This window comes from Asaia krungthepensis NRIC 0535 (assembly GCF_025995175.1).
Lineage (GTDB): Bacteria > Pseudomonadota > Alphaproteobacteria > Acetobacterales > Acetobacteraceae > Asaia > Asaia krungthepensis.
This window is the reverse complement of record NZ_BAPV01000043.1, coordinates 70,806-92,851: the sequence shown is the minus strand read 5'-3', so window position 1 is coordinate 92,851 and position 22,046 is coordinate 70,806. Positions and strand designations below refer to the sequence as shown.

Sequence of the window (22,046 nt, the reverse complement as noted above, 5' to 3'; positions counted from 1 at the left end):
CGATTCAATCAGCGCGTGATCAGCGTGACGCCAATTGTCCCGCCCGCAGCGGTCAGATGCACAGCGCACTCTTCGAAGCTTGGCGGTCCAAAGCGGACTGTTGGATTGCGAGAGAACCCGATCGGTTCTTTCGGGATGCCGATGAAGGAACGGTCGAGCTTCGCGTTCGCATTGCGGTCCTGAAAAGCCTGAACGGCATAGGTTCCTTCGGGAATATCGGGGAAGCTGACCGTGACCCGGGGGGATGTGGAGCGGATCTCGCCATGAAACGCGCAGCTTGGCTTGAGAAACTCATCCTCGTGGCAGATCGCGACGCGTATCGTGCCGGTGTCATCCGGCACATTCTCGATCACCGCTTGGACAGGACCTGCAATCGCCGCCGCCGGTGTCAGAGGGAGCAGTAGCGCCACGAGCAATGGCAGTTCAGGTTTCATAGTGGCGACCTTTCCACGTGACGGGACGACCCAGCAAATGCCTGAAGCGGGCATGAAACTGGATAAAGAGAAGAAGAAACGTGCCGAGCGGGCTGAGTGCGACGGTGCGCCAACCCTGATGACAGCGGGCAGCGACGAGACCCCGCAAACCGATACTGGCCGCGCGCGACGCCCAAACCAGAGGCGAGGCACGCATCAGAAACGGGAGAATGTGCCCCCCAGCGAGCAACAATGTCCAGATCGGGAGCGCAACAGGTCCGGCAAGCCCCTCGGTTGCGTTCTTGATGAGGCCCGCATAGACTTCGCCGCCATTGCGATACATGCGGCAGCTTGCCAGATCGGTGGCGTCGACAAGTCTGGTCGCAAAGCCGCGCTTGCGCATGGCGCGCGAGAGGGCAAGACCATCATGCAGTCTGTCGTGAACAGCGCCGTGTCCACCTACCGCCTGATAAGCGTCACGCCGGACGAAGACCAATTGCCCGCATGCCGCGGCAAGGGCGCTTGCCCGCCCCTTATCGAGAGCAAGAGGCAGGTAGCCAAATAGAAGCACGTCGATAAATGGGAGGAGGAGCCACTCGAAAAAGGAGCGGGTTTCCTGGCGCGGCACGCCACTGATGAAGTCGGCCCCCGGCGAAGCGCCGAGGAGGCGGGAGACAGCATCAGCGGCCAAGCGAACATCGGCATCGATAAACAGCATCCACGGGGAGGATGCTACCGCCGCCAGCTGCGCGCAGGCATGGTTCTTGCCGCACCAGCCCTGAGGGAGGTCGCTTCCCTCAACCAGCGTCACACGTGGGTCGGGGAAAGCACGCACACGCTCTGCCGTGTCATCGCTCGACTTGTCATCGAGAACAATGACCTCCTTCACGGCTCGGCCATTTGCCAAAACGGCATTCAGCGCCTCCGTGATCTGCGCGCCCTCATTACGCGCAGGGATCAGGACAGAGACACTCTGCGTGGCGCGTCCAAGCGCAGCCGGCGCGCGGCCGATGGCACGCAGATTGAGCACCGCTATGGCGAAGGGGAGCATGGAAAGGCCGAATACAGCGTATTCCCGGTGACGCATGCCCCGCTTATCAGCGACGGGCGTGACGTGGCTCATATTCCTGCCCCTTCATCATGGCGACTATTCTTTGCAGAACGGCGTAGAGCCCCCCCATACCCGCGCGCCCTTTGGCCAGAGTTTTGAACTGATCCAATCGTCTATGTGCGACGTCATGGCTCAACGCCTCGAGCGTCGCTTCAAGCTCTGTCTCGAGACGATGGTGAACTTCCGGACGTGTGGCCCCAAGTTCGGCGCGACTGAGCGGTTTGCCAAACCGGATGAAGGCTTCCGCGCGTGCCTCCGTACCGTAACAGTAATCAAGGGCTACCGGGACGATCATCGCGTCGGCTGAATCAAGGGCGAGATGGGCAATCCCTGGCCGAAGACTGACTGGACGCCGTCGTGTGTCGGTAAACTCACCCTGCGCCGTGATCCAGAATATCCCACCAGCAGACAGTATCGCGCGGCATGACCTGATCATGTCACGGATCGATGACAGTGAGCGCGGATTGACAGGCAGGAATCCAGCCTTGCCCAGCAACGGATATCTTGCGAGAGCCGCGGCATCAATCGGGCCAAAGCCGGGTCGATCAGGAAAAAATCGGGACTGGATCAGAGCAAAAAGCGCGGGATCCCACCATGACGGATGGTTGGTATAGAAAATCACTCCCTGTCCCGGGTGCGGGGAGGGGCGCTCCCCTGACCACCGGATGGACGAAAAATGCCGTGCGGCGCGCATCGTCAGCGCCCGGCTGACCCAGTAGGCGAGAAATGGCGAGCGACCGCCAAACCGCTCCCGGTCAGCCTGCACGGTCAAGTCTGGCCGACACAGGGGCGGCTATATCGCGGTCCAGGCAATCCGCGGCGATCCATCCCGACATCAGGGCCATGGGCATACCGGGGCCCGGATGCGCGCTGCCCCCAGCCATATAGAGACCTTTGAGTTCCGCTGAGCGATTGGCCGGCTTGAAACCCCCTGAGAGACGCCCATGGCTCGCAAGCCCGTAAATGGCTCCAGCCTGAGGGGAGTACCGTTGATGGATGTCGATGGGCGTCAGATGGTGTTCTGACACGATGCGCTCTTCGATATCCGGCATACCCCCCGCGTTCTTCAACTTGTCCAGAATGACCTTGCGGTAACCGGGGAACATCTCCGCCCAGTTCTGTCCGGGGCGTAGATAGGGTGTATGGACCAGAACATAGAGTGCTTCTCCCCCTTCCGGCGCGGTTTCCGGCTCTGTGCGTGCCGGGGCCGCCAGATAACAGGTGGGGTCAGGCGCTGGGCGACCCTGGTGATAGATCGCCTCGAACTCCTCCTCGGCATTGCGAGAGAATACGAAGTTGTGATGGGCCAGATGGTCATAGGCCTTGTTCAGGCCGAGATAGAGCACGACCCCGGAGCAAGCCGGTTCGCGCGATTTCCACTGTCGTCTGAATTGGCGGAATGCCCGGGGCGCGCGCTTTCGATCAATGAGTTCCTGCATGGTTCTTACTGTATCCATGTTGGAAACTACCGCCGAGGCCGTGATTATCTCGCCATCCTCGGTCTCTACACCTGAGACGTGCGTAGCATCGTGAACGATACGCCGGATGCGGCATCCGGTGCGGAACACCACGCCTCTTTCCTCGGCGAGCTTGCGGAGGGCTACCGGGACGGCGCGGGTGCCGCCAATCGGGTACCATATACCCTCATCGACCTGCATATGGGCGATACCCGTGAGCACCGCCGGGGCTTCCAGCGGGTTGGAGCCGACATATTGGGTGAAATGGTCGAAAATCTGGACCGCCTGAGTATTGCCAATGCGCTTGCGTATTTCCCTCCCCAGCGTGGAATGCATCCTCAGAGCCAGGACATCGCGCATCGTGGCCGGGTTGAACGTCTCACCCAGATCCATGGTATCGCGAAGACCACCGACCGATTTCCAGAAAACGAAGCGTCGCGAAATGTCATGCAGACGCTCGCTCACGGCCAGAAGATCCTCGTACCCCTTGCCGTCGCCCGGATGAAGCGTTTCGAGTTTCGACGCCATCACAGCCACATCCTCGACGAGGTCGATCGGCGCCGCGTTGTCGAAGAAGCATCGCCATTGCGGATCCAGGCGGCGCAGATCGAGCCTGTCTTCAAGACGGTGCCCGGTTTCACCGATGATTCTCCGCAAGACGGAGGGGAGGGTGAGGATGGTCGGCCCCATATCGAAGCGGAACCCATCCTGGTTCAGCTCGGCAGCCTTGCCTCCTGTCCACTCATTGGCCTCGCAAACCACGACCCGGTGTCCGCGCGCGCTCAGCACGCAGGCCGCAGCCAAGCCGCCGAGCCCGGCGCCAATGATGACGACAGGGGCACGCTCAGTATGTGAAAGCATATCTGTTCTTCTCCGGATCAGGCGCGGCTGCTCGTGCACTCGGGGATAAGCGTGAGGCTTGGGGGATGGAGGTCAGGCTGGGCTGCCGGGGCCCGCGCCAGGTCGGCGATCAACATGTCTGTGCTGATCCGGGCTCCTTCGAAGATGACAGGGAGGCCGCTACCGGGATGAGTGCCACCGCCCGCAAGGTAGACGCCGTCGACATCTTCAAAGCGGTTATGAGGGCGACGGTGGAGCATCTGCCCCAGGGAGTGGGCTAGATTGAAGACTGCCCCTCGATGAACATCATGCTCTTCCTGCCATTGAAGCGGGGTAATGGTCTTCTCGACCATAATGCGCTCTTCGATATCGCCGAACCCGGCATCGCGGAGACGCTGAAAAACGATCTGTCTCGCCATCGCAGTGGCTGTATCATCCCATTCGAGTCCGTCAGCACGCAGATTGCCGACCGGCATCAACACGTAAAGGGCGGTGCACCCTTCAGGCGCCTGTCCGGGATCGGTCACGCAGGCATTCTGGATATAAAGTGAGGCACGGGAGGAAAGCTGTTTGCCGTCCTCGATCTCGGCAAAGTTGTTCTCGTAGTCGCTGGAAAGAAAAATCGTGTGATGCGCTTTTTCGGGCATCGTTCCTCTGAGGCCCAGATACATCATGAATGTCGAGCATGAGAATTTTTTGGTTGCGATCGTCTCGTCATTCCACTTGGCACGGGATTTGTTCGGGAGAAGCTTGGATATGGTTCGCGCAAAGTCGCCATTCACCACAACTGCGTCGACAGGTACAAAACCTTCCGATGTCTCCACCCCTTGGGCTTTTCCATCTTTCGTGGAGACGGCTTGAACGGGTGTGTTGAGCTTGATGCGCACACCCATCGAAGTTGCGGCTTCCGCCATCGCCTTCATGACGGCTTCGGTACCGCCCCTGGGGTGGAAGATCCCGAACTCATGCTCCATGAAGCTCAGGATCGTGAAAAGCGACGGGCAACGATAGGGCGACATGCCAAGATATTTGCTCTGGAAAGAGAAGGCTAGGCGCGTACGCGGATCTTCGAAGTAGCGGGACAGATCCTTGTCTATGGACGAAAATGGGGACAGCACGGGAAGCGCTCGTAGCATATCGGGCTTGAAAAGGTCGAAAACGGAATTGAACGGCCTCTGCAAAGGAGCGATAAAACGCTCGAACTTGCCCTTGTTGTCGTTCAGAAAGCGCCTGACCTGTTTGGCATCCCGCGGCGAAATTTTGCTTATCTCTCGCTCCAGACCTTCGGGGTCCGTAGTGAGCGCGAGCTTTGGCCCGCCTTCAAAAACAAGATCGTAGAGATGCTGGAGCCGGTCTAGTTTGACCATCGCGTCAAAATCGAACCCGCACCGGTCGAAGATCTCACGGATGATCTGCGGGTACAGGAAAAAGGTTGGGCCCGTATCGAAGCGGAAGCCTTCCATTTCAATGGCAGATGATCGGCCTCCGACACGATCCCCTTTCTCGTAAAGGGTTACGTTGGCCCCTGCATGGGCCAGGAGCATGGCGGAGGCCAACCCACCCGGGCCAGCGCCGATTACGGCGATATTGCGAGAAGCGAGCGAGCCATCCAGTCGTTGACGTTTCGAAAAGACAGAAGTAGCCATGAGGGGAAGAATCCTGATTCCATGCAGCGCATTGAGGCATGTTCTGAATAAAGAAACGGTAAATTTCGGTAATCGATACGGCCGTACGATTAGGCTTATCGTGAAGCTCGGACCGTTTTCGTGAAACCTCGCGTTAAATGATCAACGGTGCGTGATCGCTCCAGTTCCGCCGCCAGAAACTTATTTCCGATGCCGCGCTCGGACCCACGGGAGAAGATGCAAGGCGGCACGTCGTCGCACGCTCACGGAGACTGGTCGCGTCATCGAAAGCAAGCCCTCGCGCCCCCGGGTCACACCCCAACCGCTGCTGCGAGCGCCGCCAAAGGGGAGGCGTGGGTCTGCACTCGGGACGATGACGTCATTGATGCAGATCGTCCCAGCCGCAATCGACCTTGCGACGGTCAGTGCCTCCCGCTCATCCCCGAAGATACTCGCGCCTAATGCATGCACGCTGTCACGCTCGAGCGCGATAGCCTGCGCGACAGAGTCGACGCCGATGATGGCGAGCCACGGCGCGAAGAGGTCGAGATCGGCAAGTTTTGCCTGTGCCGGCTCTAAGAAGAAGATCGTGGCCGCCATGTAACGGGTGGTGCTGCCGCCTGCGTCACGCACACGCTGCGCAAGCTCCTCGACGGCATCGATCTGGGACGATCTGAGCGGCGTGAGGGGCCCGCCAAACACAGTGTCCATCTCCGCCCTGAGCGCCGGGATCAGGGTACGCGGCACGAAGACACGGCGCGGGGCGATACAGGTATGACCCGATTTGAGTGTCAGACCGAAATGGAGCGCTCGGGCAACGATCGCAAGCGAGGCGGTAGGGAGCACGAATACCGGGTCCGATCCGGAGAGTTCCATGATGGTAGGCGTCATACGCTGCGCCGCTGCCTGGGCAACAGCCCTGCCCGTGCGCGCCGAGCCGGTGAGGACAATCAGGTCGACCGCCGCCGCTGACGCTGCAGGACCTGCCTCCTCGTCAATCAGTCGGATCACGCCTCGCGGCAACCCCGCTTCTTCGAGCAGGGAGACAAATCGGGCAAGAAGAGCGGTTCGTCCCGGCGCGGGTTTGAGCGCCACGACGTTTCCCGCGATGATGGCCTGAAGCGCCTGCACGCCAGCCAGCATCAGGGGGTAGTTGCCGGGTGCCAGAATGAGCACGACCCCAAGGGGGACTCGTTTGACCTTACTGCTCACCCCGAAAAGCCATAATGGCCGTTGAAGCAGGGACAACGATCGCGTGCTCAGGATCTCTCGCGCCTCTCGGGTGAGAAAACGCGATGCCGCAATCAGAGGCAGAACCTCTGCCGTCAGCACGTCGAGCGCTGCGTGATCGGGGATCAGACCGAGAAGCTCCGGTACCGCCTTCCACAGCCTCCGGCGAAACCGGCGAAGAATGGCGAGACGTCTCGAAAGTGGAACGAGGCGCCATGCCCCCTGTGTGGTGCGCAGGGCAGTGATTGTGCCATTGATCCGGAAATAATCCTTTCCCTCTGCATCAGCAGCAGGAAGGTCCCCCTCAATGCAGAAGTTGGCATTCTGGCCGTCGCTCATGGGATGGTCCTCATCTCAGAAAAGGCAAAACCTCCATCGAAGGCTCAGGTTGCTTCCGGCATGAGCGCCGCGTCCGCATCTGTCTGGCTGACCTTCCCGTTCCTGCCCAGGCGCTTGCGGCTCGAGGCGAATGGGCCTGTCGGCGTGATATTCGGGGCGAATGCGCTAAACCCGAGAGGAGAGGGCATATCCACATAGATGGCTTCGAAGCCACGACGGGCGGAGTATGTTTCATGCCAGAAGCCGCAACCGCGATGCTTTGCCATGAAATGACGCCACCACGCCGCGTGAGGGTTGGTGCGTGTGAAACGTTCCAAACTCTCGAAATCACGCCAGTACTGGATGAATCCTGGCTGGCGCCAGCCGCGGCTAAGCTTCTGATGGTGGAGCAGTCCGTCGGGTGCTTTGTTCGCGAGCTCGGCCAGACCTCGGCCAATCCGCCCAAGCGAGAGAAGGGCACGGGGTGAGGTGATTTCGAGTCCCAGCAGTATGACCGTCAGGTCCGGGTACGCAGCAAGATCGACAGTCACGCGGTTATGGGTTTGCATCGCCCGCCTCTCAAGATTACAGTGTAAACGTGAGAGTTATGTATACAGTGTAAACAAGAATGACAAGAAAAATCGACCTCAAAGAGCGCCTGCTTGAAATTGCCACAGAATGCCTCGAGAACGGCGATCATGACCCGAGCCTGCGCGACATCGCCAAGCGCGCGGGCGTTTCTCCGATGGCGCCTTATCGTCATTTCCCAGACAAGGCAGCGCTGCTCGGGGCGGTGGTTATCAATGGCTTCGAGAAGTTGCGTCTTGTCCTGGAGGAAGCGGATAAAACGCAGGAAGGGCGCGCGAGCCTGATTGCCCAGGGGGTCGCGTATGTGCTCTTCGCACGCGACAATCCTGCCCTTTTCGCCCTGATGTTTTCCGAGGAGAAAACCGGCGTGGTACCCTCAGAGCTCGGCGGCGGATATGCGGTTCTGTCACGCCGCATCGAGACTCTGCGGGGCCGCCCCGATCCTCTGGCGTCGCTGGGAAGTTGGAGTCTCGTTCATGGTCTCGCGGTGCTACAGCGCGACAAGAAGCTCGATCTTGCGGTCGGACAGATTGAGGCCGTTCTTGAACTCATGACCAGGGGAGTAGCCTGAAAAAAGCTCCCCGTTACATCGTAGAGATGCGTTGAGGCGGTCTTGGACCTGAGAGTTAGGAAACTTGCCGAAAGGGCGACAGAGGATCAACCGGGGTTTGGCGAAATTCAAAGCGCCGTGACGGGCCAGGGGCGTAGGGGAGCCCCTGTCGTCGAACGAAAACATTGCGGCCCTCGAAACTTGCTTTCGGATCGAGAGCTGCTGGACATCACATGGCAGCTTCGAAGACGCCTACGATCTGGGTGAGCGTTGCCTTGCGCGGATTGGTCAGCATGCAGGCGTCTTTCTGGGCGTTTTCCGCCATGGTCTTGTGGTCTTCAGCCTTCACGCCAAGCTGGCTCAACCCGGCGGGAATGCCGACCGAGCGCGCCATCTGCACAATCGCATCGATTGCGGCTTCGGCGGCCTCGTCGCGGCTCATCAGTTCTGTCGGAACGCCAAGCAGACGCGCGACGCGTGCGTAACGATCGGCCGCAGCGATCAGATTGAACCTGCAGACATGCGGAAGAAGGACCGCATTACACACGCCATGAGGAAGATTGTAGAATCCGCCCAACTGATGGGCCATGGCGTGTACGTAACCGAGCGAGGCATTATTGAAGGCCATGCCCGCCAGATATTGCGCATAGCACATGGCCACGCGTGCCTCCATGTTCTCACCGTGACCCACGGCCTTGGGCAGGAACTCGGCGATCAGACTGATCGCCTTTTCAGCGCAGGCATCGGTGATCGGGGTCGCCGCAGTCGAGACATAGGCTTCGATTGCGTGCGTGAGGGCGTCCATCCCCGTGGCCGCCGTCAGGGCAGGAGGCATGGCAACCATCAGGCTCGGATCGTCGATGGCGATCAGAGGGGTGCACCGCCAATCGACAATGGCCATTTTCACATGGGTCTTGGAATTGGTGATGATGCAGAATCGCGTCATCTCGGATGCCGTTCCTGCAGTGGTGTTGATCGCGATAAGCGGCGTCATGGGCACCCGGGATTTATCAACCCCCTCGTAATCACGGATATTGCCACCGCCGGCTGTCACAAGTCCCACCCCTTTTGCGCAGTCATGCGCGGATCCGCCACCCAGTGACACGATGAAATCGCATCCCTTTTCCTGGTAGATCCTGACTCCGTCATGGACATTCACATCGGTCGGATTGGGTTCGGCTCCGTCGAAGATGACCGTTTCAAGGCCATCCTCCATCAGGTAACCCGCAATGATATCGGCAACCCCCATCTTCCGGAGCCCGGCATCTGTCACGATTAGCGCCTTCTTCGCGCCTAGGGCCTTTGCGCGATCGCCGGCCTGGCGGGCGCAGCCCGGGCCGATAAGGGTGACGCAGGGGATAAAAAAGCTATCGGTGTGATCGGCGAGAGCAATATGGGCCATGGTCCGGATCCTTCTGATGAGACCGTTTCTTGTTCCTTGCGTCGTGCAGGGCATGGTGCAGACGCGAATACGAAGAAACAACGCTGTCCCAGCGGGAAGGCTTCCTGTCTTCTCGATCAATAAATCTCGATTACTTTAGGATTTATTTGAGAAATATTCTTTACCTTGATCTACATCAAGAAAAACCAAGGTGTATCTCTACATGAGGGCGCGCACTGGCCTGATTACAATGGTCGACCAGTGGTCGACAGTGCTCGATGCGATGCTGGAGCTGACGCCGCGCGCAAACTTTTTGTGAGAAAAATATGCATGCGCCTGCCACGGCTTGCGGGGCGACACTTGTTCCAGCGCGGGGCGTCATGAAAATTGATCGTCTCGCTGGTATAACTAGCGTAGCGGTCTCACCACGTGAGCCCGCTACGCTTCGAAAAGAGCTTATAACGCCGCGAGAAGCGCGCGTGTGAGTTCGGCGGTGCCCGTCTCACCCCCAAGGTCACGGGTGCGCACGCCATCTACGCGGATCACGCGGTCGATCGCATTATCGACCCGTGTGGATAGATCCTGACGTCCTACATGGGCCAGCATCATGCTTGCAGCCATCAGCATGGCCAGCGGGTTGGCAACGCCCTTGCCCGCAATATCCGGCGCCGAGCCGTGCACGGCCTCGAAGATTGCAGCATCGGGACCGATATTCGCACCGGGTGCCATGCCCAGCCCACCGACGAGCCCGGCCGTGAGATCGGACAGGATGTCGCCGAACAGGTTGGTGGTGACGATCACATCATACTGCCAGGGATCGGTCACGAGCTGCATGGCGCAGGCATCGACGATGCGCTCGTCACAGGCAACGCGGCCTTCATATTCCTTGGCGATCTTGCGGCCTTCCTCAAGGAAGATGCCGCTAAAGATCTTCAGGATATTGGCCTTGTGAACCAGCGTGACCTTCTTGCGGCCATTGGCAACGGCGTAGTCAAAGGCAAAGCGCACAATGCGCGCGCATTCGCTGCGCGAGTTGAACCCGGCACCATAGGCCAGGCCCTTCGGATCATCGCCGACGGGCAGGTAATGCTCCATCGCGGCGTACAGGCCCTCAATGTTCTCGCGCACCACTACCAGGTCGACCTTGTCGAACCGCCCACCCGGCACCACGGTGCGCGTGGGGCGCAGATTGGCATAGAGACCGAATTCCTGGCGCATCGTCACATTGACGGATTTGAACCCTGCACCCACGGGCGTGGTGAGCGGGCCCTTGAGGGCGAGGCCGTTCTTGCGAATGCTGTCGAGTGTGGGCTGCGGCAGGGGTGCGCCGAATTTCTCGATTGCGCCCAGACCGCCCGACTGATGATCCCATGCGAAGGGCGCGCCGACTTTCGCCAGAATCTCGACAACCGATGCCGTGATCTCGGGCCCGATACCGTCGCCTTCGATAAGGGTCGCGGGGATCATGTGATCAGCCATTGGTCATTCCTTTGTCAGTTCGTGAACGGGTGTCAGTGCACAATCGGGGCACAGGCTTGTGCAAGCCAGCTCCGGTCCTTGTGGTCCAGAAGCGGCCCGATGCGCGTGAACGTATCCTGATGATAGGCATTGAGCCAGCGGAGCTCGTCGGGTTCCAGTAACGATGCCATGATCAGCGTGCGGTCGAATGGCGCGTAGCCGAGGACTTCGAACTCCAGAAACGGCGTGCGCGACTCAATGGTGGCCGGTTTGACCAGGAGCAGGTTTTCCAGCCTGATCCCATAGGCCCCGGGCAGATAGTACCCGGGTTCGTCCGACAGGATCATTCCTGCCTCGAGTGCGATGGGCCGCGCGACGGAACTGATGTTCTGCGGTCCTTCATGCACCGACAGGTAGCTGCCAATGCCATGACCCGTGCCGTGGTCGTAATCGAGCCCGGCCTGCCACAGGGCGTAGCGCGCCAGGGAGTCGAGACGATGACCGGTCGTCCCTTCAGGGAAACGCGCCCGTGCGAGCGCAATATTGCCCTTGAGAACGCGCGTGAACGCCTCGCAGATTTCGTCAGGCGGTGAGTCCGGTCCGTTCCAGAGAGTGCGGGTGACGTCGGTCGTCCCGGCGTCATATTGCCCACCACTATCGATGAGATAGACCTGATTGGGCTCGAGGACGCGATCAGCGCCGGGCAGGGCACGATAATGGGGAAGGGCGGCATTAGGCCCGACAGCAGAGATCGCCGGGAAGCTCTCGCCATGATAATCGGGCGCCGCCCCGCGATATCCGTCGAGGATCTCGGCAAGCTCGGTCTCGCGCAGCCCTGTGCCATTATCGGAGACGAAGCGCAGGAACCGACAAAGAGACGCGGAATCGGTCAGATGGACCTTGCGCGCGCCCTCCTGCTCGACGGGGTTCTTGCAGGCGCGGGGCAGGGCACAGAGATCGGCCCCCCGTACGAGCGTTGCGCCCGCATCGGAAAGTTTCTGGATGAACCAGAGTCCTGTCTGGGCCGGGTCGAAACGCACGACCTGCCCGGAAAGGGCAGCCAGACGATCCGGTAATTCATGGGGCGGGAGAACCGAGACGTTACGGAACGAAATGGCCGCGTCAGGGCTGACCCGCGTGATGTCGATGAAGACTTCCAGCGATGCGTCATGATGCAGGATGCCGAAGGCCAGAATGACCGGTGTGTGCGGGACATCGTCGCCGCGGATATTGAGCAGCCAGGCCAGGGAAGTCGGGTCGCAGACGAGCATCGCTTCCTGACCTGCCTTGCGCAGGGCGCCACCTATCTTGCGTCGCTTCGACAGACTGCCTTCGCCGCTGAAGGCCTCATCCTGGTATCGCATCTCCGTTTCGGGCGATGCGGGCTGGTCCACCCAGACAGCATCGATCGGGTTGCGCTCGAGGGGTACAAATTCATGACCCGATGAGGTCAACGCGTTCAGTTGCGCCTCACCGACGAGTTTAGGGTCGTAACCGATCCTCAGACCCTGTGCATTCTCCGCCAGCCAGGTTGCGGGAGGCTCCTTGATGAGGTGGAGCAGGGACCATTGCGCGGAATCGACCTGATCGCGGAGCTGGCTGGTATAGCGGCCATCTGAGAACACGGCGGCCTTGTCACGAAGCAGGATCGCCATGCCTGCGCTGCCGGTGAAACCGGTCAGCCAGGCCAGGCGCTCGGCATAAGGGGCGACATATTCGCCCAGAAACTCGTCACCACGCGGCAGGAGGAACCCATCCACGTGGCTGGAATCAAGCTCCTGTCGCACAAGAGCCTGACGTTTGGCGAGGGGGATGATGCTCATCGCTTGATCTTTCTCAGTGCGTCCCGCTTGTCACGGGGTGTCGAAAAGCCGGTACATGAAGATGAGGTCGAGCCAGCGTCCGAATTTCCGGCCCATCTGGGGCAGAGGCGTGCTTTCGCCAAAACCCGCTGCCCGGTGCAGGGCGATGGAAGCCGCGTTACTGGCCGTGATGGCCCCGACCAGGACATGCATCCCTGCCTTCTCGGCATGCGTGACCATCGCATCGAGCAGGAGCCTTCCAATGCCGCGACGCTGGGCGTCGGGCGAGACGTAGATCGAATGCTCAACGGTTTTCGCATAGCCCTCATAGGCACGGAAAGGACCGTAAGAGGCAAAGCCGAGGACGGTCTCACCATCGACCGCGACGGTCACCGGAAATCCGGCAGCCTGCCGTTCGCTCATCCATTGGCGACGCTCCTCCAGAGTCCTCGGCGAGGTCGCCCAGATCGCCTCGGAGGTCGCGATCGCCTCATTGGTGATCCGCAGGATGGCAGGCAGATCGGCCTCGGTAGCGGCACGCAGCTCAATCACGACGGCGTAAGACAAGCGTGGACCACTCGCCCTCATAATACTGCTTTTCGAGCACAAGGCCCTGACGCCTGTGGGCGGCCATGACCATGCGTGCCTGTGTCGTGAGCAATCCGGCCAGAATGACCGTGCCACCGGGTGCCAGATGGGTGCCCAGCGATTTCGCCATCTTGCAGAGCGGGCGGGCCAGGATATTGGCAAAGACAAGGTCATAGGGCGCCTTCGCGCGCACCTCGGGGGTCAGCCAGCCATTGCCCAGGCGGGCATCGATCAATGGGCCGATCCCGTTCAGCCTTGCATTGCTGGCAGCCACCCGAACCGACCAGGGCTCGATATCCACCGCCAGAATGCGTTTGTGAAAGAGCATGGCGGCTGCCATGGCCAGAATACCGGAGCCACACCCCATATCGAGGATACGCGCAGGCTTGCGCCACGCCATGTCTTCGAGTGCGCGCAGACAGCCTCGTGTGGACCCGTGCTCTCCCGATCCGAAGGCGATCCCGGCATCGAGCGTGATTGTCAGGCGGTCGCGCTTGTGACCGGGGGCAAGATGCGTGCCACGAATGGCGAAGCGGCGCCCGACATCCTGCTGGGGAAAAGCCTCATAGGTGCGTGCCAGCCAGCCTTCGGCTTCTGTGCGCTCGCGAATGAGTTCGGCATCGACGCCTGTCATCAGGCGGGCAAGGGTCAGGGCGCGGGCGAGTTCATCCTCGGCGTGACCGACATCCTTGACGCCTTCAACGCGCCAGATGTTCTGATCCTCATTGGCCTCGAAAATGCCGACTGTCGTACAGACGGTCAGGAAGGCCTGCTCGAAAAGCGGCACCGCCTCATCGGCAACGGTGACGGAAATGGTTTCGAGCGCCGAGGCATGTCGTCTGGATGCGCTCACGAGACCTGTTCCACAAAATGCGCCATGATGCGTTTTTCGCCTGCTTTCTCAAAGTTGATGTGCAGCCTGTCGGATTCGACGGCCAGCACCGTGCCATAGCCGAATTTCTGATGAAACACGTGGGCTCCCGGACCAATTCCGTGTGAGGCATCGGGCAGAACATCGGTGACGCGCGGCGTCGGTCGCGTATAGCCGCCCGAATAGCCGGGGCGGGGCCCCGCCATACCACCAGCGCGTGTGCTCGAAACGGGTCCGGTGGCAAAAAGTGAGGCATTCTGCGCGGCGAGCTGCCGACGTTCCTGCATCGCCTGGCCGCTATGCTCCACGGTTTCGGCAGGGATTTCATCGATGAAGCGGCTGGGCATGGAGTCCTGCCAGTTCGCATAGATGCGACGGCGCGCCGCATGAAGAATCACAGCGCGTTTGCGCGCGCGGGTAATACCGACATAGGCAAGGCGGCGCTCTTCCTCGAGGCTTTTGAGCCCCCCCTCATCGAGGCTGCGCTGGGAGGGGAAAACGCCCTCCTCCCAGCCGGGCAGGAACACCGTGTCGAATTCGAGGCCTTTGGCACCATGGAGCGTCATGAGGCTGACCGTGTCCGCGCTGGCCTGGTCCTCCGTTTCCGTCACCAGAGCGACGTGCTCCAGAAAGCCTTCAAGCGTACCGAAATCGCCAATGGCGCGAAGCAACTCCTTGATATTGTCCAGTCGTCCCGGCGCCTCAGGGGTCTTGTCGTCACGCCACATCTGCAGATAGCCACTCTCTTCGAGCAATTGCTCGGTCGCGACCACATGACCCTCGCTTTCGCGCGTCGCCCGCGCGCGCTCGAAAGCCTCCATCAATCCTGCCAGAGCCTCGCGGCCTTTGCCTTTGACCTGTCCCGTTTCCAGCGCGTGGGACACCCCAGCGCTCAGAGGTGCGTTGATGAGGCGCGCCTCATGATGCAGTTTCTGCAGGCCCGCCGCGCCGACGCCGCGCTTGGGTACATTGATAATCCGCTCGAAAGCGAGGTCATCTGCGGGCTGTGCCAGAACCCGCATATAGGCCATGGCATCCCGTATCTCGGCGCGTTCGTAAAAACGTAACCCACCGACCACGCGATAGGGCAGGCCGAGCGTCAGGAAACGTTCTTCAAACGGGCGGGTCTGGAACCCGGCCCGCATCAGGATCGCAATCTGCGACAGGGGGTGACCGTCGCTGCGCAGTCTTTCGATTGCCCCTGCGGTCAGTCGGGCTTCCTCGTCTGAATCCCAGACACTGATGATCTGGACTTTTTCACCCTGGGCATCGTCACGACCCGGACGTAATGTCTTGCCCAGCCGACCGGAATTATGAGCGATCAGCCCTGAAGCTGCGGCGAGGATCTGGGCTGTCGAACGGTAATTACGCTCCAGACGCACGACCTTTGCACCCGGGAAGTCCTTCTCGAAGCGCAGGATGTTCTCGATCTCGGCGCCGCGCCAGGAATAGATCGACTGGTCGTCATCGCCCACGCAGGCGATATTGGACGGTCCATGATCGCGCTTGGCAAGAAGGCGGAGCCAGAGATACTGGATGGTGTTTGTGTCCTGATACTCATCGACCAGGATATAGCGAAAGAGCCGGTGATACTGGGCCAGTACGTCGGGCTGGGTCCGGAGGATCTCGAGCGTGTGCAGCATCAGATCGCCGAAGTCACAGGCATTCACGGCCTTGAGCCGGTCCTGATAGGCGGCATACAGCTTGCGCGCCTGACCACCTGCGAAATCCGTGTCCTCGGCTGCCGTCACCTGCTCCGGGGTGAGGCCTCTGTCCTTCCAGCGCTGGAAAATGCCGAGCAGGGCCTGAGGCGGCCAGCGCTTGGTGTCCAGGCGATAGGGCTCCATGATCTGACGGGTCAGTCTGATCTGATCATCCGTATCGAGAATGGTGAACCCCGTGGTCAAACCCACATACTCTGCGTGCCGACGCAGCATGCGCGCGCAAAGGGCATGGAAGGTGCCGAGCCAAAGTCCTTCAGCCGTCTCACCGAGCAGGGCCCCCACACGCTCGCGCATTTCACGCGCTGCCTTGTTGGTGAAGGTCACGGCCAGGATCTGATAGGGCCGGGCGCGCCCTTCAAGCAGGATATGAGCGAAGCGTGTCGTCAGCACACGGGTCTTGCCCGTGCCGGCGCCGGCCAGGATCAGAAGCGGCCCTTCAGTGGTCTCGATGGCTTCACGCTGCTCCGGGTTCAGCCGGTCGAGATACTCGGGGGAGGAGGGTGAGATCAGGGATTGCGTCACCCGCCCGATATAGAATGTAATGGCCTCATGGCCAAACCCTCATTTCCAACCGATGAAAAGAACCTGCTGCGCGGGACCGGGCCGCAGGGGCACCGCATGCGTATGCGTCACCGGGTGCTGAGTAACGGTGCCGAGGGTCTCGCGGATTACGAAGTGCTGGAGATGCTGCTTTATTACAGCATTCCCAGGCGGGACACGAAGCCATTGGCCAAGGCATTACTGCATCGCTTCGGCTCGCTCGCCGCGGTATTCGCGGCCCCCGGGCCGGAGTTGCGTGCGGCAGGGGTGACCGATCAGGCCTTGCTGCTTGTCAAATTCCCGCCTGTCGTTGCAGAGCGTCTGGCGCTTGCGGAAGAACGACTGAGGCCGATCCTCGGGAGTTGGGATCAACTCTGTGCCTATCTTTCGGCGGCCATGACAAGCGCGGTGCCCGGTCAGTTCCGTCTGCTCTATCTCGATAACCGGAACCGGCTTCTGGCCGACGAACCCGTCGACGATTTTGCCTCGACCGCGCCTATTTTCAGGCGCGCCCTTGCCTTGCAGGCCGTGGCGCTGATCGGGATTCAGAAAACCCTTTCCGGCCTCAATAGCGCCGCGGCCCCACTCCGCCTGTTCGCGCGTCGTCTGGAAGGTGAGACGCCAAGGCTGTCAATGCGCCTGCATGACGTGGTCGTGGTGTCGGACAGACGCGCGCCACTGAGCCTCAGACAGAAGGGGCTGTTCTGAAACCCTCCCCTCGAAGATCCGGTGGATCGAACGGGTGCGGCCCTCAGTGGCGCGACAGGGCGTCGAACTGGCCCAGAATGGCTGACGGGAGATCGGCCGGGGTTGGCACAAGAATATCCGCGCCTTCCTCCGTCAGTTCCTTTTCGCCCCCATAGCCCCAGAGGACTCCAAGGCCTCGCAGCTTGTTCGCATGCGCACCGGAAATATCGAAACGCCGATCGCCGATCATCAAAGTCTTGTTCGCCTGCAGCCCCTCCTCAGCCATGATGCGGGCGAGCATTTCGGGCTTTTCTCCCCCGCTGTCGTCATCGGCCGCACCATGGATGCGGTCGAAGCACCCCTCCAGCCCGTGAGTGACGAGGATTTCGCGCGCCAGGGAGGCAGGTTTGGAGGTGGCGGTGAAAAGCCGGATGGGAGATCGGGCGAGGTTTCCGAGCAAATCGGCCATGTGCGGAAAGACAGGCGTCTGAAAACGCCCGCTTTCGTCATAGAAGCCACGATAGAGCGAGACTGCCTGCGCGACGCGATCGTCGCCATAGGCGCCGATGACCTCGGCCATGAGTTCTGCCAGAGGAGGGCCGACCACCCATGTCAGGTCGATCAAATCATCAGGCTTGTGGCCTAGCGCAGCGATGACCCTGTGGAGGGTTGAAATGATGCCAATGCGAGAGTCGATTATGGTGCCGTCAAGATCGAATAAAATCGCATGATCACTCGTATATGCGTGAAATTCTGACATAAGTCTCTCGGTACAAAGTGGCAGGGCGCTGTTGAAAGAAGTAAATAACAATTCCGGTTCAGGTAAAGACGACACCGAGGCGAGCGCCCGGGATCAAGACCCGGCCGCATCCAACTGGGTCGAGATTCCACCGCGTGCCCTTGTTGCGGGGCAAGGCCAGGTGCTTTCCGATGAAGTCCTGCTCCGGCTCTTCACCGAAGCCTTGGGTGTCGCGGGGGAGGAGGCGCAAATTCTCGTCGATGCATTCCTCATACGGTTTGGGTCGCTTGCAGCAATCTTCGCCACGGAAGACCGCTCGCTCAGCGGTATCCTGCATCTCGGCCCGCAGATCCGGGTAGCCATTCGTCTCGTGCAGGAAGCTGCGATACGGGTCAGCCGCGCGCGGATGGGGAGGGAGGATATCTTCACCAATCGCAAGCTGATGGTCGATTATCTGATCTCGAGACTGGCGCGTGAGCCTGTCGAGCAATTCCGTATCCTGTTTCTCGACGAGCGTAACCGGCTTCTTGCAGACGAGGCGCAAACGCGCGGAACCGTCAATTACACCCCTGTCTATCCACGCGAAGTTGCACGCCGTGCTATGGAACTGGGGGCAAGGAGCATCATCCTTGTTCATAATCATCCGAGCGGCGATCCCACCCCATCGGAGGCGGATATCGCCATGACGCTCGACGCCCAGAGGGCTGCGGCCCTCATCGATGTACGCATTGCCGATCATTTCATTATCGGCAATGGCGCATATGTGAGCTTTCGCGATCTAGGGCTCCTGCGTGATCTCTAGACCCGCTTGCAGAGTCTCGTCGAAACGCGCGGCGATGCCATAGGGGCCCGGTAGTGCTCCAAGAGGAAAAAGAGCGTTGACGTGGCCCATCTTCCGGCCCTCGCGGGTCTCGTGCTTCCCGTAGAGATGCAGGGCGAGACCGGGCTGCTCGAGAATGGAATCACACAAGGCCATACCCTCGAAGCCGATCAGATTCTTCATGGCTGCGTCACTGTGACGGAACGGATCGGGCAATGGTAGCCCCGCAACCGCGCGGATATGCATCTCGAACTGGTCGATCAGACAGGCATCCATGGTCCAGTGACCCGAATTATGCGGGCGTGGAGCGATTTCATTGACGAGCAGAGTGCCCTGAGCCGAGACGAACATCTCGACCCCCATGATCCCGATCAGACCGATGGTCGTCGCGATATGGGTGGCGAGACGCTGGGCTTCCTCAGAGAGGGCAACCGGTATGCGGGCAGGAGCGAGACTGTAGTCGAGGATGCCGTCCCGATGTTGGTTTTCGGTCGTGCTGAAGCACCGGACATCACCCGCTTCGTTGCGGGCCACCATCACGCTGAGCTCACGCTCAAAGTCGACGAAGCCCTCCGCTATCAGCGGATACGGCAGTTCCGGCGCGACCGCATCGAGGGCCTCCTGATCGGCAATGCGGAACTGACCCTTGCCGTCATAACCAAAGCGCGTCGTCTTCAGAATGAAAGGGAAGCCGAGCTCAGAGGCAGCTTCCGGCAGGGCCTCGCGCTCAGGCACCGACACCCAATTTGCTACCGGGATATCATGATCGCCCAGAAAGCTCTTTTCCAGAATGCGATCCTGGCTGATGGCCAGAACACGGCCTGCCGGATGCACAGGGCAAAGCGACGCGAGGAGTTCAAGCCCCTGCGCCGAGACGTTCTCGAACTCGAAGGTAATGGCCGCCACACTCTCGGCGAAGCGACGAAGAACGGTCTCGTCATCATAGGCGCCGACCGTGACCTGACCGGCCGTGTCCTGTGCCGGTGGCTCGGCCTCGGCGCTCAGGATATGCACATGATACCCGAGGCGGGCGGCTGCCATCGCGGACATGCGCCCGAGCTGGCCGCCACCGATAATCCCGATTGTTGCGCCTCGGGGAAGGGAGGATGACGTCATGATTCCGGGGTGTCGGCAACCGAGGCCGTCTGCATGGCGCGCCATGTGTCCAGCCGTGCCTGCACGCCCTCATCCTGCAGCGAGAGGATGGACGCTGCGAGAAGAGCCGCGTTGATCGCACCGGCCTTGCCGATAGCCAGCGTCCCCACGGGGACGCCACCCGGCATCTGGACAATGGACAGGAGGGAGTCCATTCCCTTGAGCGCATGGGATTCCACTGGCACGCCCAGCACGGGAAGTGTGGTCCAAGCCGAGACCATGCCGGGAAGATGGGCCGCACCGCCCGCGCCGGCGATGATGACCTGCAGGCCGCGGCTGCGTGCCGAACGCGCATAATCTGCCAGACGATCCGGGGTACGATGCGCCGAGACGATACGTGTCTCGAAACTGATGTCGAGCTCAGCCAGTTTCTCGGCGGCGAAATTCATGGTGGACCAGTCGGACTGGCTCCCCATGATGATGCCGATACGCGGTGTCTGGGCCGCTTCCGTCGTCTGACGGTAGAGATCGAGTTCTTCGCTCATTCAGGCAATATCATCCGGTATAAGGCGGTTCTCGATGAAGTTGATCTCATCTTTGAGAAGAAGTTTCCGCTTTTTGAGGCGTTGCAGCTGCAATTGATTGAGAGGGTGCTGCACCAGGCGGTCGATTACCGTGTCGAGATCGCGATGCTCGCTACGGAGCTCATGGAGACGGCGGAGCATGACTTCATGGTCAACATCAACAAGCATCGGGTTCTTTCCGCTAGACTGTCAGGCTCTGACCCATGAATCTTACAACAGGGTCAGCCGCCGGTGCCATCTCTTCTTAGTCCTGGCTGTCACCGAAGTCTGACATTTCCGCGACAACCGGTACAGTGTGGCCCTCGCGGGCAAGGCGCTCATTGGCGGATTGTACGGCGGCGTTCAGATCGGTCTGGCTGCACAGCCCGAGAATGACAGGGTCACGCGGCTTGATGTTGGCGCTGTTCCAATGCTGGCGATCGCGGACCTTGGCGATGGTGTCCTTGGTCGTTCCGAGCAGCTTGATGATCTGAAGTTCCGAAAGCTGGGGAAACTGGCGCAGCACGAAAGCGATGGCATCCGGGCGATCATTGCGGCGCGCGATTGGCGTGTAGCGGGCGCCCTTGGCGCGGCGTGCCACCGGGTTGGCCTTGGCCGAAAGCTTGAGACGCAAATCGGGGTTGCCTTCGCAACGCGTGATCTGTTCCTGAGTCAGCTGATTGTTCTTGACCGGGTCATAACCATTGATGCCCGCTGCCACTTCACCATCGGCAATGGCCTGCACTTCTAGCGGATGCATGCCGCAGAATTCCGCGATCTGCGTGAAGGTGAGGGCGGTTTTGTCGATCAGCCATACTGCGGTGGCTTTCGGCATAAGCGGCAAGGTCATCTCGGTCTATCCTGCGTGAGGAGCAACGCTCCAGCAGGCACCGATTCAAATGTCCAGCTCCGGGAGTGCCGGGGCCTTTCGCGCGGCACCTGCTGGATGCACTGCAAAGTTAGCGTTGGTATGGTCTGTGGAGCGTGGAGGGGTCAAGCCCCTCCGTCAAAGATCGACCAAAAATATGGGCCCCCTGACGTCTCCCTCCAGCGCTCGACGTCTCAGGCCGCGTGACTGACGGCCTGGTTCTGATGAACTTCCGGCGCAGGTGCGCGGCCAAGCGAGATCGGAATGCGGCGGGGCTTGAGAGCCTCGGGCGTGACCTGACGTACCGTGATGGTAAGGAGCCCGTTGATCAGCTCGGCACCCGCAATTTCGATGTGGTCAGCCAAGGCGAAGCGACGCTCGAATGCACGCGTCGCGATACCCCGGTGGAGCAGTTCGCCTGTACGCTCGTGCCGAGGCACGCTGCCTTTGATGATAAGCTGATTGTCAGCGAGGAAGATCTCAACATCCTCAGGGCCGAAACCGGCCAGAGCCATGGTGACGCGATAGACGTCATCGGCCGCTTTTTCGATGTTGTAGGGAGGGTAGCTCGCATGGGCGGGCGCATTGGACACGGCATCGTCAACGAGGCGCGCCAGACGGTCGAAGCCGATGGCGGAACGTAGAAGCGGTGCAAAATCGTAGGACATAGTGTGAACCTCCTTCAAGGCAGATCCATCAGTGCGCCTCCTCATCGGCCGGCGCGACTGCATGAGGGTTATGCCGCAACCCCTGCTGGGCGTTGAGGCTTCCTGCATGT

22 protein-coding genes are annotated in these 22,046 nt (G+C 60.5%); 3 read left to right on the top strand and 19 right to left on the bottom strand.

Annotated elements, in window-relative coordinates; translation table 11 throughout:
- Nucleotides 1-8 precede the first annotated feature (8 nt).
- The 7 genes from AA0535_RS12065 to AA0535_RS12035 form a co-directional block, all read right to left on the bottom strand.
- The gene (locus AA0535_RS12065; protein WP_264816609.1) at nt 9-434 is read right to left on the bottom strand and encodes a DUF2141 domain-containing protein; all 426 of its coding nucleotides are present in this window, start codon (nt 432-434) and stop codon (nt 9-11) included.
- A complete protein-coding gene (locus tag AA0535_RS12060) occupies nt 424-1,536 on the bottom strand; it encodes a glycosyltransferase (RefSeq protein ID WP_264816607.1) in 1,113 nt (370 codons plus the stop codon). The genes AA0535_RS12065 and AA0535_RS12060 overlap by 11 nt, the downstream gene beginning before the upstream one ends.
- Nucleotides 1,511-2,290, bottom strand: a complete 780-nt coding sequence (locus tag AA0535_RS12055) for a lysophospholipid acyltransferase family protein (RefSeq protein ID WP_264816605.1) — start codon at nt 2,288-2,290, stop codon at nt 1,511-1,513. Before AA0535_RS12055 ends, AA0535_RS12060 begins: the two co-directional genes overlap by 26 nt.
- Entirely contained in the window at nt 2,280-3,842 is a 1,563-nt protein-coding gene (locus tag AA0535_RS12050) for a phytoene desaturase family protein (protein WP_264816602.1), read from the bottom strand. The genes AA0535_RS12055 and AA0535_RS12050 overlap by 11 nt, the downstream gene beginning before the upstream one ends.
- A 17-nt stretch (nt 3,843-3,859) precedes the next feature.
- Nucleotides 3,860-5,467: a phytoene desaturase family protein gene (locus tag AA0535_RS12045; RefSeq protein WP_264816599.1), complete on the bottom strand. Its 1,608-nt coding sequence runs from the start codon at nt 5,465-5,467 to the stop codon at nt 3,860-3,862.
- A 180-nt stretch (nt 5,468-5,647) separates the two neighbouring features.
- Nucleotides 5,648-7,015, bottom strand: a complete 1,368-nt coding sequence (locus AA0535_RS12040) for an aldehyde dehydrogenase family protein (protein WP_264816597.1) — start codon at nt 7,013-7,015, stop codon at nt 5,648-5,650.
- 44 nt (nt 7,016-7,059) lie between these two features.
- Entirely contained in the window at nt 7,060-7,563 is a 504-nt protein-coding gene (locus tag AA0535_RS12035) for a DUF4188 domain-containing protein (protein ID WP_264816595.1), read from the bottom strand.
- A 59-nt stretch (nt 7,564-7,622) separates the two neighbouring features.
- Here AA0535_RS12035 and AA0535_RS12030 point away from each other — a divergent pair, with 59 nt between their 5' ends.
- Nucleotides 7,623-8,153 (top strand): TetR/AcrR family transcriptional regulator, encoded by a 531-nt coding sequence (locus tag AA0535_RS12030; RefSeq protein WP_264816593.1) that lies wholly within the window; start codon nt 7,623-7,625, stop codon nt 8,151-8,153.
- Nucleotides 8,154-8,361: 208 nt separating this feature from the next.
- Here the strand turns inward: AA0535_RS12030 and mdh are convergent, their stop codons facing one another.
- The 6 genes from mdh to AA0535_RS12000 form a co-directional block, all read right to left on the bottom strand.
- Nucleotides 8,362-9,534, bottom strand: coding sequence for an iron-dependent methanol dehydrogenase (mdh, locus tag AA0535_RS12025; protein WP_264816591.1), 1,173 nt, complete (start codon nt 9,532-9,534; stop codon nt 8,362-8,364).
- A 435-nt stretch (nt 9,535-9,969) separates the two neighbouring features.
- Complete coding sequence (locus tag AA0535_RS12020) at nt 9,970-10,992, bottom strand: isocitrate/isopropylmalate dehydrogenase family protein (protein ID WP_264816589.1); 1,023 nt, start codon at nt 10,990-10,992, stop codon at nt 9,970-9,972.
- A gap of 32 nt (nt 10,993-11,024) precedes the next feature.
- Nucleotides 11,025-12,794 (bottom strand): aminopeptidase P family protein, encoded by a 1,770-nt coding sequence (locus AA0535_RS12015; protein WP_264816587.1) that lies wholly within the window; start codon nt 12,792-12,794, stop codon nt 11,025-11,027.
- Between the two features lie 30 nt (nt 12,795-12,824).
- Nucleotides 12,825-13,340, bottom strand: a complete 516-nt coding sequence (locus tag AA0535_RS12010) for a GNAT family N-acetyltransferase (protein ID WP_264816585.1) — start codon at nt 13,338-13,340, stop codon at nt 12,825-12,827.
- Entirely contained in the window at nt 13,318-14,214 is an 897-nt protein-coding gene (locus tag AA0535_RS12005) for a 50S ribosomal protein L11 methyltransferase (protein ID WP_264816583.1), read from the bottom strand. Before AA0535_RS12005 ends, AA0535_RS12010 begins: the two co-directional genes overlap by 23 nt.
- Nucleotides 14,211-16,478 carry an ATP-dependent helicase gene (locus tag AA0535_RS12000; RefSeq protein WP_264816581.1) on the bottom strand — a complete coding sequence of 756 codons (2,268 nt, stop codon included), beginning with the start codon at nt 16,476-16,478 and terminating at the stop codon, nt 14,211-14,213. The genes AA0535_RS12005 and AA0535_RS12000 overlap by 4 nt, the downstream gene beginning before the upstream one ends.
- Nucleotides 16,479-16,505: 27 nt before the next feature.
- On the opposite strand from AA0535_RS12000, the gene AA0535_RS11995 reads away from it, so the two are divergent.
- Complete coding sequence (locus tag AA0535_RS11995; protein WP_264816579.1) at nt 16,506-17,204, top strand: JAB domain-containing protein; 699 nt, start codon at nt 16,506-16,508, stop codon at nt 17,202-17,204.
- Nucleotides 17,205-17,247: 43 nt separating this feature from the next.
- Here AA0535_RS11995 and AA0535_RS11990 read toward each other — a convergent pair whose 3' ends face one another.
- Entirely contained in the window at nt 17,248-17,943 is a 696-nt protein-coding gene (locus AA0535_RS11990) for an HAD hydrolase-like protein (protein ID WP_264816577.1), read from the bottom strand.
- A gap of 31 nt (nt 17,944-17,974) precedes the next feature.
- Between AA0535_RS11990 and AA0535_RS11985 the strand changes: the two genes are divergently transcribed.
- Complete coding sequence (locus AA0535_RS11985) at nt 17,975-18,724, top strand: JAB domain-containing protein (RefSeq protein WP_264816574.1); 750 nt, start codon at nt 17,975-17,977, stop codon at nt 18,722-18,724.
- Here AA0535_RS11985 and AA0535_RS11980 read toward each other — a convergent pair.
- The 5 genes from AA0535_RS11980 to AA0535_RS11960 form a co-directional block, all read right to left on the bottom strand.
- Nucleotides 18,701-19,858 carry a 5-(carboxyamino)imidazole ribonucleotide synthase gene (locus AA0535_RS11980; protein ID WP_264816572.1) on the bottom strand — a complete coding sequence of 386 codons (1,158 nt, stop codon included), beginning with the start codon at nt 19,856-19,858 and terminating at the stop codon, nt 18,701-18,703. The genes AA0535_RS11985 and AA0535_RS11980 overlap by 24 nt on opposite strands.
- Nucleotides 19,855-20,382 (bottom strand): 5-(carboxyamino)imidazole ribonucleotide mutase, encoded by a 528-nt coding sequence (gene purE / locus AA0535_RS11975; protein WP_264816570.1) that lies wholly within the window; start codon nt 20,380-20,382, stop codon nt 19,855-19,857. The genes AA0535_RS11980 and purE overlap by 4 nt, the downstream gene beginning before the upstream one ends.
- Nucleotides 20,383-20,589, bottom strand: a complete 207-nt coding sequence (locus AA0535_RS11970) for a DUF465 domain-containing protein (protein WP_127102111.1) — start codon at nt 20,587-20,589, stop codon at nt 20,383-20,385. It abuts the gene before it with no gap.
- Between the two features lie 76 nt (nt 20,590-20,665).
- Complete coding sequence (locus AA0535_RS11965; RefSeq protein ID WP_264816567.1) at nt 20,666-21,250, bottom strand: DUF1013 domain-containing protein; 585 nt, start codon at nt 21,248-21,250, stop codon at nt 20,666-20,668.
- 212 nt (nt 21,251-21,462) lie between these two features.
- Complete coding sequence (locus AA0535_RS11960; RefSeq protein WP_264816565.1) at nt 21,463-21,936, bottom strand: Hsp20 family protein; 474 nt, start codon at nt 21,934-21,936, stop codon at nt 21,463-21,465.
- Nucleotides 21,937-22,046 lie beyond the last annotated feature (110 nt).

Coding starts and splice junctions, on each gene's coding strand:
- AA0535_RS12065 (WP_264816609.1), bottom strand. CDS start 434: ATGAAACCTGAACTGCCATTGCTCGTGGCGCTACTGCTCCCTCTGACA.
- AA0535_RS12060 (WP_264816607.1), bottom strand. CDS start 1,536: ATGAGCCACGTCACGCCCGTCGCTGATAAGCGGGGCATGCGTCACCGG.
- AA0535_RS12050 (WP_264816602.1), bottom strand. CDS start 3,842: ATGCTTTCACATACTGAGCGTGCCCCTGTCGTCATCATTGGCGCCGGG.
- AA0535_RS12045 (WP_264816599.1), bottom strand. CDS start 5,467: ATGGCTACTTCTGTCTTTTCGAAACGTCAACGACTGGATGGCTCGCTC.
- AA0535_RS12040 (WP_264816597.1), bottom strand. CDS start 7,015: ATGAGCGACGGCCAGAATGCCAACTTCTGCATTGAGGGGGACCTTCCT.
- AA0535_RS12035 (WP_264816595.1), bottom strand. CDS start 7,563: ATGCAAACCCATAACCGCGTGACTGTCGATCTTGCTGCGTACCCGGAC.
- AA0535_RS12030 (WP_264816593.1), top strand. CDS start 7,623: ATGACAAGAAAAATCGACCTCAAAGAGCGCCTGCTTGAAATTGCCACA.
- mdh (WP_264816591.1), bottom strand. CDS start 9,534: ATGGCCCATATTGCTCTCGCCGATCACACCGATAGCTTTTTTATCCCC.
- AA0535_RS12020 (WP_264816589.1), bottom strand. CDS start 10,992: ATGGCTGATCACATGATCCCCGCGACCCTTATCGAAGGCGACGGTATC.
- AA0535_RS12015 (WP_264816587.1), bottom strand. CDS start 12,794: ATGAGCATCATCCCCCTCGCCAAACGTCAGGCTCTTGTGCGACAGGAG.
- AA0535_RS11995 (WP_264816579.1), top strand. CDS start 16,506: ATGGCCAAACCCTCATTTCCAACCGATGAAAAGAACCTGCTGCGCGGG.
- AA0535_RS11990 (WP_264816577.1), bottom strand. CDS start 17,943: ATGTCAGAATTTCACGCATATACGAGTGATCATGCGATTTTATTCGAT.
- AA0535_RS11980 (WP_264816572.1), bottom strand. CDS start 19,858: ATGACGTCATCCTCCCTTCCCCGAGGCGCAACAATCGGGATTATCGGT.
- purE (WP_264816570.1), bottom strand. CDS start 20,382: ATGAGCGAAGAACTCGATCTCTACCGTCAGACGACGGAAGCGGCCCAG.
- AA0535_RS11970 (WP_127102111.1), bottom strand. CDS start 20,589: ATGCTTGTTGATGTTGACCATGAAGTCATGCTCCGCCGTCTCCATGAG.
- AA0535_RS11965 (WP_264816567.1), bottom strand. CDS start 21,250: ATGACCTTGCCGCTTATGCCGAAAGCCACCGCAGTATGGCTGATCGAC.
- AA0535_RS11960 (WP_264816565.1), bottom strand. CDS start 21,936: ATGTCCTACGATTTTGCACCGCTTCTACGTTCCGCCATCGGCTTCGAC.